This window comes from Myceligenerans halotolerans (assembly GCF_054782975.1).
Genome location: NZ_BAAGRL010000012.1, coordinates 22,415 through 33,606 on the forward strand (window position 1 = coordinate 22,415; position 11,192 = coordinate 33,606).

An 11,192-nucleotide genomic window follows, 5' to 3' on the forward strand; every position below is an offset into this window, starting at 1 on the left:
CATGGGCGCGACCATGGAAGCGCGCGACGCGGAGGTCGCCGGGCTGCCCGAGCTGTCGGGTGCGGGCCGCACGCTGGTGATGGGCGTGGTCAACGTGACACCCGACTCGTTCTCCGACGGCGGCGAGTGGTTCGAGCCGGACACCGCCGTCGCGCACGGCCTGGAACTGCTCGGCGAGGGCGCGGACATCCTCGACGTCGGCGGGGAGTCCACGCGCCCCGGCGCCGGGCGCGTCCCGCAGGAGCAGGAACTGGCGCGCGTGCTGCCCGTGATCGAGGCGCTGGCCGCGCGGGGGGCGATCGTCTCGGTGGACACCACGCGCGCCGCCGTCGCGGAGCGGGCGGTGGCCGCGGGCGCGCGCATCGTGAACGACGTCTCGGGTGGCCTCGCCGACCCCGGCATGGCCCGTGCCGTGGCCGAGCTGGGCGTTCCCTACGTCGCGATGCACTGGCGCGGCCACTCGGACGTGATGGACGCCCTCCAGAAGTACGACGACGTCGTCACCGACGTTCGTGATGAACTTTCCGCCCGCATGGATGCTCTGGTGGGGGCAGGTGTGGATGCTGCGCAGATCGTGCTCGACCCCGGACTCGGATTCGCCAAAGCGGGCGTGCTCAACTGGCCGCTGCTGGCGCATCTGGACGTACTCGGCGGACTGGGCCGGCCGGTACTCGTCGGGGCGTCGCGTAAGCGGTTCCTGGGGCATCTGCTGGCCCGGTCCGACGGCGATCCCGCGCCCCCACGTGCACGCGACGACGCCACGGCGGCCGTCTCGGCGCTCTCCGCGTCCGCCGGCGCCTGGTGCGTGCGGGTACATGCGGTCCGGGCGTCCGCGGACGCCGTCCGGGTCGCCGCGGCGTGGGGCGAGGCTTCCGGGGACTTCACGGACACTCCCGTGGATTCTCTCACAATGGGTGAAACTGGTGCCGGGGGACTTGCGCGGACCTGGCAGGATTCTCAAACGTGCGACGATCACGGGGGGAGCCCACGGTGACCAACTTTGCGGGAGCGGTGCCGGGTCCGGATGGACGACCACTGGACCAGATCCGGATCACGGGAGTCAACGGACGCGGCCGGCATGGCGTGCTGGCGTCGGAACGCGCGACGGGCCAGGAGTTCCGGGCCGACGTCGTGCTGTACGTCGATACCCGCCCGGCCGCCGAAGGCGACGACCTGCGTGCCACGGTCAGCTACGCCGACGTGGCGCAGGAGGCGCACGACGTGCTCGTGGGCGAGCCGGTCGACCTCATCGAGACCCTGGCCGAGCGCATCGCCGCCGTCGCGCTGGGCCACGACCTCGTGCAGGCCGTGGACGTGACCGTGCACAAGCCGCAGGCGCCGATCCCGGTCTCCTTCACCGACGTGGAGGTCTCGATCCGTCGTGACCGTGTCGCGGTGCCGCCCGTGGTGGGTTCCGTCCCGTTCGCCGCCGCGGCGGACGACCGGCGCCCGGCCGAGCCCGCCGGGCGGGACGCCCCGGCGAGCGAGTTCTCCTTCCCGGCCGAGGAGCCCGCCGAGACCTCGGAACCGACGACGAGCGGGACCGCCGCTCCCGCCGTCGATCCGCTGACCGCGCCGATCGGCGACCTCACGACGGACGACGCCGAGCCGGCCGGGTGGTCGGCCGAGCCCGCCGCGAACGACGCGCCGGTGTCGGCGGAGAACCTCGTGATCCCGGAGATCACCCCGGCCGAACCGGCCCCCGCCGGGGAGTTCGGGGCGCAGCCCGCCGATTTCGGGGCGCAGCCCGCCGTGTTCGACGAGCCCGCCGATCCGGCGGACCAGGTCGCGCCGGTGGCCGAGCCCGCCACGCCCGAGCCCGCCGCGGCCCAGCCCCAGGACGCGGGCATGATCGACGCGGTCCCTCCGGCCGGGCACGGCGTGCCTGCCTTCGAGCCGCACGCGGACGCGCCCACGCGACCCGTCGACGACGGCTCCACCGCCCGTCGCCCGGCCTACGACTCCGCGGCGGCCCAGGCGTCCGCCCCGTTCGCGGCCCCGGTGTCCGACGCGCAGGCACCGGAGACCCCCGCCTCGGGCGCCGAGCAGTACGAGCCCGCGCGGTACGAGTCCGAGGAGTACCAGCGCGAGCAGTATCGGCCGGAGGCCTACCAGCCCGAGGTGTATCAGCCCGAGTACGAGCAGAACTCCCAGCAGCAGTTCCGGCCCGAGCAGGGACAGCAGGCGGCCTTCGGCGAGCAGGCGCCCTTCGGCGAGCAGGCGGATCCGGCGTTCGCCGGCCAGGCCCAGCAGGGGTTCGCCGAGCAGCCCGCCCCGGCGGCCGGCGTCGGACAGGGATCGGCGCCCGAGGACCGGCTCGACCAGGTCCCGGCCGAGCCGGTCGAGGTCGTGCTCGCGCTCGGCGCGAACCTCGGCGACCCGCAGGCGACCCTGCGTGCCGCCGTGATGGACCTGGACCGCATCACCGGCCTGCAGGTCACCGAGGTCTCGCCGCTGGCCCGCACGGCCGCCGTCGGCGGACCCGAGCAGCCCGACTACCTCAACGCCGTCGTCGTGGCGCGGACCGGCCTGGCGCCTCGCGAACTGCTGCACGCCTGCCAGGCCATCGAGTACGCGCACGGCCGCTCCCGCGAGGAGCACTGGGGGCCGCGCACCCTCGACATCGACATCATCACCTACGGGCTGCTCACGGCGGCCGCGGACGACCTCGAGGTGCCACACCCGCGGGCCCACGAACGGGCGTTCGTCCTGGAGCCGTGGTCCCAGCTCAAGCCGGACGCGGTGCTGCCGGGCCTGGGCGGAGGCCCCGTCGCGCAGCTCGCAGCCACGGCGGAGGACCGGCAGGGCATCCGCTGGCTCGCGCTGGACTGGCTGACCGAGTCGCACTCGGGCGCCGACCCGACGGGCGACGTCGAGCCGCAGCCGACCGCCTCCCACCGTCCGTACGATCCGCCGGCGCAGCCGCAGCAGCACACCCCGCCGGCCCAGGATCAGCAGGCCGCAGACCAGCACGTCCACCAGGACCTGCCGCCGCGCGACCAGGTCTTCCACGGCGGGCCCGGTCAGCAGCCCGGTCAGGGCCAGGCCGATCCGTACCAGCAGCAGCCGGACCAGTTCCAGCCCCCGGGCCCGTACCAGCAGTCGCAGAACGGGGCTCCGCCGTCGCATCCCCAGGGATTCCCCCCGGACTCCGTGCAGTACCAGCAGGCGCCCGGCTCGGTGCCGCCGCCGGAGGAAGCGCTGGTCCCCGCCCCGCAGGCGCCGTCGGCCGATCACCCGGCGGCGCGGGCGCCGCACACGCCACCCGCGGCGCCACTCGTGCCGCCGGCGGTGCGTGAGACGGCACGCCAGGACGTCTCCGCGGAGCAGGTCCCGGTCGAGCCGGTCCACCCGATGTTCGCCCCCGTGCGGCCGCAGCCGGGCGACGTCCCGTTCGCCCCGGTCCACGCGGCGCCGGTCGACCAGCAGTCCGCACAGCCCGCACAGCCCGCACAACCCGCCGACGACCGGCCCGCCTGGGCACCGGTCCGGAGCGACGAGCACGGACATCGCGGCTGAGATGCAGCGCACCTCGGTGATCGGTCTGGTCGTGGTCTTCGGCGTGGTCGCCCTCGTCGGCTGGCCGGTGCTGCGCGCGATGGAGGCCAACGGCGTGTACCTGCCGACGGTGCCGTGGCTCGTCGACGTGGCGATCGTGGCGCTGGCGGCAGCGGTGTTCTGGCTCGGCTGGACGGTGCGCGCCTACCAGAAGGGGGACCGGCCGTCCCTGGACGGCCTGCGGGCGGCCCGGACGCTCGTGCTCGCCAAGGCGGCGGCACTGACGGGGGCGCTGCTCGGCGGCTGGTACCTCGCGCAGGTGCTGCTCGTGCTGCCGGACCTCGCGGTCGAGCCCCGGCGGGACAAGGCGATCGCCGCGATCATCGCCGTCGTGTGCGCGGTGGGACTGTCCGTCGTCGGGCTCGTCGTCGAGAGGTTCTGCCAGCTGCCGCCGTCCGACGGCGAGGAGAGCGACGCGAACGGCTCGGCGGCCACCGCCTGACTCCCGACACCGAGCCGAGCCCTGGTCGGGGGTTTCCCGTGTGGTCGGTCAAGCACGTACCCAACCACACGGAAACCCCCCGACCAGGTGCCGGGGCACCTTCCCCGGACTCCTCCCGGGATGGTCCCCTGACGCGTCCGGACAGCGTGCGAGGATGACATCATGACCAGCCCCTTCGACCCGGCCGACGTGACCTGGAGCCGGGTCTCGACCCGCCTGACCGCCGCGCGCCTCATCCCGGCGACGATCACGTTCGCCGTCCCCATCGTGGCCGGGACGACGCTGGCGGTCACCATCTCGCCGTGGTTCTGGCTGCTCGCCGGGGCGTTCCTGGTGTTCCTCGTGTGGACGGCGATCGTGGTGCCCCGGCAGGTGCGCGCCATCGGCTACGCGGAGCGCGAGGACGACCTGCTGATCCGCAAGGGCATCCTGTTCCGCTCGCTCACGGTGGTCCCGTACGGGCGCATGCAGTACGTGGACGTCGAGGCCGGCCCGCTGGACCGCAAGCTCGGGCTGGCGAAGGTTCAGCTCCACACCGCGTCGGTGGGCACCGACGCGCAGATCCCCGGCCTGCCCCCGGAGGAGGCGGCGCGGCTGCGCGATCGCCTCGCCTCCCGCGGTGAGGCCCGGCTGGCGGGCCTGTGAACGCGCCGGAAACGACGCCGGACGTGGTGCCGGACCGGGACGAGGGGCTCCACTGGCGCCGGGTGCATCCCGTCACGCCCATGGTCCGGGGCTGGGCGGTCCTGGGCGGCGCCCTCTTCATCATCGGCCAGCAGACGCTGGACGGCGGCCCGAACGAGGGCGGCGTCGTCGGACTGCTCACCAGCCCGTACTGGTGGACCGTGCCGCTGGGCCTGATCCTCATCGCCCTGGCGGGGTTCGGGTTCGCGGCGCTGGCCTGGCGGATGACGACGTACGCCGTCGGCGACGAGACGGTCCACCTGCGCCGCGGGGTCGTGTTCAAGCAGCAGCGGCACGCGCGCCTCGACCGGCTGCAGGCCGTCGACGTGCGCCAGCCGCTCGTGGCGCGGCTGTTCGGGCTGAGCGAGCTCAAGCTCGAGGTGGCGGGCGGCTCGGACTCCGGCATCGCCATCGGCTACCTCCGCGACGCCGACGCGAGCGAGCTGCGCAACGAGCTCCTCGCGCGCGCGGCGGGCCTCAAGAGCCCGGCCTCCCCCGCGGCGCAGGAGCCGGGCGCGACGACGGCGCCGGGGACGGACGGACCCGACGGGGCGACGACGGCTCCGGCCGACCTCCCGGCCGCCGCGCCGGAGGCACCCGAGCGCCCGGTCCTCGAGGTCCCGATGGGGCGCCTCATCGTCTCGCTGCTGCGCACGGGCGTGACGATCTTCTTCGCGCTCTTCATCGTCGGGCTGATCGTGACGGTGATCGTCACCGGCACCCCGCAGGTGGTGTTCGCCGTGATCGCGCCGTTCATCGGGATCGGCGGATACCTGTTCAACCGGTTCTCCACGGAGTTCGCGTTCCGTGCCGCGATCAGCGCAGACGGCATCCGGCTCCGCCACGGCCTGCTAGAAACGCGCGCCCAGACGATCCCGCCCGGACGGGTGCAGGCGGTCTCGATCACCCAGGGCCTGCTCTGGCGGGGCCCCGACTGGTGGCGCGTCCAGGTCAACGTCGCCGGGTACGGCGCGGTCAGCGACTCCGGCACGACCAACGTGCTGCTGCCCGTCGGCACCCGGGACGAGGCGCTGACGGTGCTCTCGCTCGTGCTGCCGGACCTCGGCATCGACGATCCGCGCGCCGTACTCGACACGGGCCTGTCCGGCGATTCCCGGACGCCCGGCCCCTTCACCGGCAGCCCGCCGAGCGCGGTCTGGGTGGATCCGATCGGCTGGCGCCGGCAGGGCTTCGCCGTGACCGGACGCGCGCTGTTGCTGCGCAGCGGGCGCCTGTACCGCATCCTGGCTGTGGTGCCGCACGAGCGGACGCAGTCCCTGGGGATCGCGGCCGGACCGCTGCAACGCCGGCTGGGTCTCGCCTCGTTCGAGGTGCACTCCACGCAGGGGCCGGTCAGCCCGGGTGTGCACCACCTCGCCGGGGACGACGCGGCGGAGCTGCTGGAGGAACAGGCGGCACGGGCGCGCACGGCGCGCGCCCACGCCGGACCCGAACGCTGGATGGAGGAACCCCGTTGACCACACCGCCCACACCGCCCGTACCGGCCGCGGAGTCCGCGACCAGGCCCGGCAGGCTGGGCGTCGGGGTCGTGGGCGCCGGACGCGTCGGCGCGGTCCTGGGCAGCGCCCTGCGGGCCGCGGGACACACCGTCGTCGGCGCCAGCGGCATCTCCGAGGCATCACGCGAGCGCATCGCGACCCTGCTGCCCGGCGTGCCGGTGTGCGAGATCGCGCAGGTGGTGGAGCGGGCCGAGCTGGTGCTGCTCGCGGTGCCCGACGACGCCCTCGCGCCGGTCGTGGCCGGCCTGGCCGACACCGGGGCGTGGCAGGCCGGACAGCTCGTGGTCCACACGTCGGGCGCGGCGGGGACGGCGGTGCTGGAGCCCGCCCGTGCCGCAGGCGCGATCCCGCTCGCGATCCACCCGGCGATGACGTTCACCGGTACCTCGCTGGACCTGGCCCGGCTGGTGGGCTGCACGTTCGCGGTGACGGCCCCGGCGGCGGTCCTGCCGATCGGGCAGGCGCTCGTGGTGGAGATCGGCGGCGAGCCGGTGATCGTGCCCGAGGAGGCGCGGGTGCTCTACCACGCGGCGCTCGCGCACGGCGCGAACCACCTCGTGGTGCTCGTGGCGCAGGCCGCGCAGGCGCTGCAGGACGCGGGAGTCGCCGCCCCCGGCCGGGTGCTGGCGCCGCTGCTGGGCGCCGCGCTGGAATCGGCGACCCGGGCGGCCGACGTCGCGGGCCAAGAAGGGCCGGGGGCGATCACGGCGCTGACGGGTCCGGTGTCGCGGGGCGACATCGGCACCGTGGAGCGGCACACGGAGGCGCTGGCGGACCTCGCGGCGCGGACCGGCGCGACCGACATCCCTGCCGGGTACGCCGAGCTCGCTCGGGGCGCGACGCGCCGTGCCCTGGCGAGCCACCGCATCGGCGACGCCGCGGCGAGCGCGCTGCTCGACGCCCTGGACCGGGCCCGCGCGGAGAACAAGGAGCACTGATGATCTCGATGACCGACGACGCCGGACCTGCCGGCGGCCACGACGCCGACGCGGGAAGCGCGGCTCCCGCGCGCCCGCTGGTGGTCCGCACGCGCGACGACCTGCGCGAGGCGCTGGTGCGGTGGACGATGTCGGCCCCGATCACCAGCATGGCCGGCGAGGGCCCCGCGCGGCGCGCCGTCGTGATGACCATGGGCGCGCTGCACGAGGGGCACCTGGAGCTGGTGCGGCGGGCGCGCGCGGTGGCCGGGACGGGCGGTCAGGTGGTCGTGACGATCTTCGTGAACCCGCTTCAGTTCGGCGCGGGCGAGGACCTCGCCGCCTACCCGCGCGACCTGGCCGGCGACGTGGAGAAGCTGGCGTCGGTGGGTGCCGACGTGGTGTTCGCCCCGTCGCCCGACACGGTCTACCCGTACGGCGACCCGGTCGTCCGGGTCTCGGCGGGGCGGATCGGCGAGCTGCTGGAGGGAGAGTTCCGGCCCGGCCACATGGACGGCATGCTGACCGTGGTGCTCAAGCTGCTGCACCTGGTGCGGCCCGACGTGGCACTGTTCGGGCAGAAGGACGCCCAGCAGCTCCTCGCGGTGCGCCGCATGGCGGCGGACCTGGATCTGGACGTCGAGATCATCGGGGTCCCCACGGTGCGTGACCCGGACGGCCTGGCCCTGTCGTCGCGCAACGCCTACCTGTCCGGCGACGAGCGCGAGCGCGCCCTTGCCCTGTCCCGTGCGCTGCACACCGGGGCGGAGGCCGCGCCCCGCGGCGCCGCCGAGGTGCGGCGCGCGGCGTCGGAGGTGCTGAACGCCGCCGAGGGCGTGGAGGTGGACTACCTCGCACTCGTCGATCCGATTACCGTTGATGATGTGCCCGATGACCATCTGGGTCCCGCCCTGCTCCTGGTGGCGGCGCGGGTGGGCACGACCAGACTGATCGACAACCAGGCTGTCGAGGTGTCGCCGCAGGTCACGTAGGTGATCGGTGAGGCGGCGGGCACGAGAGTCCAGGAGGCACGCATCGTGAACGACATCCCGCACCGGGCACCCGTACGCCGTCCGGCATCGCTGCAGCGACCGATGATGATCGCCAAGATCCATCGCGCCACGGTCACGCAGGCCGACCTGCACTATGTGGGATCCATCACCGTCGACTCCGACCTGATGGACGCGGTGGACCTCGTCCCGGGACAGCAGGTCGACGTCGTCGACGTGACCAACGGGGCGCGGCTCACCACCTACGTGATCCCCGGCGAACCGGCCTCCGGCCAGATCTGCATCAACGGCGCGGCGGCGCACCTCGTCGACCCGGGCGACATCGTCATCATCATCGGCTACGGGATGCTGTCCGACGCCGACGCGCGGACCTTCCTGCCGAGCGTCGTGTTCGTGGACGAGAACAACCGCGTCGTCGAGCAGAGCGACGAGCCGGGCCACGTGCCGGACGGCTACGGCCTGACCGAGAGCGGCCTCCCGATCGAGCCGTACCAGCAGGCCGGGCTCATGCGGACCGCCGCGGGACGGATGGCCGCCGAGGGCCCGGGGGCCGCCGAGGACACGGGGGCCGCCGACGTCGTCGACACCATCCAGAGCATCACGTCGAGTCGCGCGTGACCCTGCCCGCCGCGCGGCTGGCGCGGGCCCTGGCCGCACCGGAGCCGGGCTGGAGCACCCGGGTGGACGCGGTGGTGGTCGGTTCCGGGATCGCCGGCCTGACGGCCGCGCTCGAGCTGCGCACGCGCGTGCCGCGGGTGCTGCTGGTGACCAAGGGAGAGCTGTCCAGCGGCTCGACCGTGTGGGCGCAGGGCGGCATCGCCGCGGCGCTCGATCCGGCCGACACCCCGGAGGCGCACCTGCAGGACACGCTTGCCGCCGGCGGCGGCCTCTCCGACCACGACGCCGTGAAGGTGCTGGTCACCGAGGGTCCGGAGCGGGTCCGTGAGCTCGTGGCGCGCGGTGCGGTGTTCGACGCCGGCCCTGGCGGCGACATCGCGCTCACCCGGGAGGGGGGCCACCGCGCCGACCGGATCGCCCACGCCGGCGGCGACGCGACGGGCGCGGAGATCTCGCGTGCGCTCGTCGCCCAGATCGAGGCGGTCCGCGACGACCCGGGCATCGAGGTCGTGGAGCACGCCCTGGTCCTGGACATCCTCACGTCCGCTCCGGCCGGCGGAGGTGTGCGCCGCGTGGCCGGAGTGACGCTGCATGTGCGGGGAGAGGGCAGCCGGGACGGGGTCGGGGCGGTCCTCGCGCCCGTGGTGATCCTCGCGACCGGCGGGATCGGGCAGGTGTTCCGGTCGTCCACCAATCCGGCGGGCGCCACGGGCGACGGGATCGCGGCGGCGCTGCGGGCCGGGGCGGTCGTCGGCGACCTCGAGTTCGTGCAGTTCCACCCGACGGTGCTGTGGCTCGGGTCGGGTGCGAAGGGGCAGCTCCCGCTGATCAGCGAGGCGGTGCGGGGCGAGGGCGCCATGCTGCTCGACGTCGACGGTCACCGCTTCATGCCCGGCGTGCACGAGATGGCGGAGCTCGCGCCTCGGGACGTCGTCGCGCACGCCATCGTCCGGCAGATGGCCGCGACCGGCGCCGACAACGTGCTGCTCGACGTGCGGCACCTCGGGCGGACGTTCCTCGCCAAGCGGTTCCCGACGATCACGCGGCGGCTCGCGGAGCTCGGCATCGACTGGTCCGAGGAGCCGGTGCCCGTGGCCCCCGCCCAGCACTACCACTCGGGCGGCGTCGTGACCGACCTGACGGGACGCTCGTCGGTGCCCGGCCTGTACGCGGTGGGGGAGGTCGCCTGCACGGGAGTGCACGGCGCGAATCGGCTGGCGTCCAACTCGCTGCTGGAGGGGCTGGTGTTCGCGCAGCGGGCCGCCCACGACGTCGCCGAGCGGTACGCGGCGGGGAACCTGTCGAGCACGACCGAGCCGGCCGCACGGCCCGGCGGGACCGCGCTCGTCGCGGCGGTGGCGCGGTCCCGGGTGCAGAAGGCGATGTCGGACGGTTCGGGCGTGATCCGCACGGCGACGTCGCTCGCCCGGACGGACGAGCGGCTGGCCGCCGTGCGCGCGGACGCGCACGTCGCCGCCGAGGTTGTTGCCGAGCCGCAGGCCGCCGAGTGGGAGACCACGAACGTGCACCAGGTGGCGCGCGCCCTGACCCGCGCGGCCTGGCTCCGCACGGAGTCCCGCGGCGGCCACTTCCGCGCCGACCACCCGGAACGCGACCCGGACTGGAAACGCCGGGTCCTGGTGAGCCTGGACGACGACGGCGTGTTGCGGGTGCGCTGACGCGATGTCCGGCGCGTCGACGTTGCTCTTGGGGTCGTCACTGGCCATGTCCGGCACTCTGTCGCGGCCCCGGGAAGCCGTCAGGGGCAGAGGCCACCGCTGCTTCGGGGCATGAGGTTGGCTACGAGCCAGGAGGTTGCTTACGCCAAGACCGGTCGAGGCGCAAGCAACCTCCTGGTTGGCAACCAACCTCCTGGCTCGGAGTGACGAGCGCACGACCCGCCATAATGGGCGTCATGAACGACGACGCGCAGACGGCCATCGCCCAGGTGGCCGCACAGGAGACCGAACTGGTCCTGACCGCCTTCACATACGACGACGCCTGGCGCCTGGGCTCCCGGCTCACCGAGCTCGCGATCGAGCGGGACCTCCCCGTGACGATCGACATCCGCAAGGGGACGCAGCAGGTGTTCCACGTGGCACGCCCGGGGACGACGCCGGACAACGACTCCTGGGTGGAACGCAAGGTGCGGGTGGTCTACCGGTTCGGCGCGTCGTCGTACCTGGTCGGGCTGAAGGCGCGTGCCAAGGGCGGGGACTTCAACGCCGTTCATGACCTTCCCCTCCAGGAGTACGCCGCGCACGGCGGTGCGTTCCCGGTGCGCGTCGCCGGGGTGGGGATCGTCGGCGTCGTGACGGTCTCGGGGCTGGCGCAGCAGGACGACCACGCCCTGGTGGTCGAGGCGCTGCGCGAGCTGGTCGCCGCGCAGGGACCGCCGTCGGACCGGGACTGACGGACGACGGCGGCACGGCACTCCTCCGGT

At 74.3% G+C, this 11,192-nt stretch carries 10 protein-coding genes; all 10 read left to right on the top strand.

Annotated features, from left to right (window positions below; translation table 11 throughout):
* Position 1 precedes the first annotated feature (1 nt).
* Positions 2-994, top strand: a complete 993-nt coding sequence (gene folP / locus ACYVK5_RS09285) for a dihydropteroate synthase (protein ID WP_460704122.1) — start codon at positions 2-4, stop codon at positions 992-994.
* Positions 991-3,519 (top strand): 2-amino-4-hydroxy-6-hydroxymethyldihydropteridine diphosphokinase, encoded by a 2,529-nt coding sequence (folK, locus tag ACYVK5_RS09290; protein WP_460704124.1) that lies wholly within the window; start codon positions 991-993, stop codon positions 3,517-3,519. The genes folP and folK overlap by 4 nt, the downstream gene beginning before the upstream one ends.
* Position 3,520: 1 nt before the next feature.
* A complete protein-coding gene (locus ACYVK5_RS09295) occupies positions 3,521-4,000 on the top strand; it encodes a DUF3180 domain-containing protein (RefSeq protein WP_460704126.1) in 480 nt (159 codons plus the stop codon).
* 162 nt (positions 4,001-4,162) lie between these two features.
* Positions 4,163-4,645, top strand: coding sequence for a PH domain-containing protein (locus tag ACYVK5_RS09300; RefSeq protein ID WP_460704128.1), 483 nt, complete (start codon positions 4,163-4,165; stop codon positions 4,643-4,645).
* Positions 4,642-6,162, top strand: a complete 1,521-nt coding sequence (locus ACYVK5_RS09305; RefSeq protein WP_460704130.1) for a PH domain-containing protein — start codon at positions 4,642-4,644, stop codon at positions 6,160-6,162. Before ACYVK5_RS09300 ends, ACYVK5_RS09305 begins: the two co-directional genes overlap by 4 nt.
* Entirely contained in the window at positions 6,159-7,142 is a 984-nt protein-coding gene (locus tag ACYVK5_RS09310; RefSeq protein WP_460704132.1) for a Rossmann-like and DUF2520 domain-containing protein, read from the top strand. The genes ACYVK5_RS09305 and ACYVK5_RS09310 overlap by 4 nt, the downstream gene beginning before the upstream one ends.
* 8 nt (positions 7,143-7,150) lie before the next feature.
* Entirely contained in the window at positions 7,151-8,113 is a 963-nt protein-coding gene (gene panC, locus ACYVK5_RS09315; protein WP_460704753.1) for a pantoate--beta-alanine ligase, read from the top strand.
* A gap of 102 nt (positions 8,114-8,215) precedes the next feature.
* The gene (gene panD / locus ACYVK5_RS09320) at positions 8,216-8,749 is read left to right on the top strand and encodes an aspartate 1-decarboxylase (RefSeq protein WP_460704756.1); all 534 of its coding nucleotides are present in this window, start codon (positions 8,216-8,218) and stop codon (positions 8,747-8,749) included.
* Positions 8,750-8,751: 2 nt separating this feature from the next.
* Positions 8,752-10,428, top strand: coding sequence for an L-aspartate oxidase (locus ACYVK5_RS09325; protein WP_460704758.1), 1,677 nt, complete (start codon positions 8,752-8,754; stop codon positions 10,426-10,428).
* Between the two features lie 236 nt (positions 10,429-10,664).
* Positions 10,665-11,162, top strand: a complete 498-nt coding sequence (locus tag ACYVK5_RS09330) for a heme-degrading domain-containing protein (RefSeq protein ID WP_460704134.1) — start codon at positions 10,665-10,667, stop codon at positions 11,160-11,162.
* The last annotated feature ends 30 nt before the right edge of the window (positions 11,163-11,192 follow it).

Excerpts from the sequence above, each read along its gene's own strand:
- ACYVK5_RS09300 (WP_460704128.1), top strand. The coding sequence starts at position 4,163 with ATGACCAGCCCCTTCGACCCGGCCGACGTGACCTGGAGCCGGGTCTCG.
- ACYVK5_RS09295 (WP_460704126.1), top strand. The coding sequence starts at position 3,521 with ATGCAGCGCACCTCGGTGATCGGTCTGGTCGTGGTCTTCGGCGTGGTC.
- panC (WP_460704753.1), top strand. The coding sequence starts at position 7,151 with ATGACCGACGACGCCGGACCTGCCGGCGGCCACGACGCCGACGCGGGA.
- panD (WP_460704756.1), top strand. The coding sequence starts at position 8,216 with ATGATGATCGCCAAGATCCATCGCGCCACGGTCACGCAGGCCGACCTG.
- ACYVK5_RS09330 (WP_460704134.1), top strand. The coding sequence starts at position 10,665 with ATGAACGACGACGCGCAGACGGCCATCGCCCAGGTGGCCGCACAGGAG.
- folP (WP_460704122.1), top strand. The coding sequence starts at position 2 with ATGGGCGCGACCATGGAAGCGCGCGACGCGGAGGTCGCCGGGCTGCCC.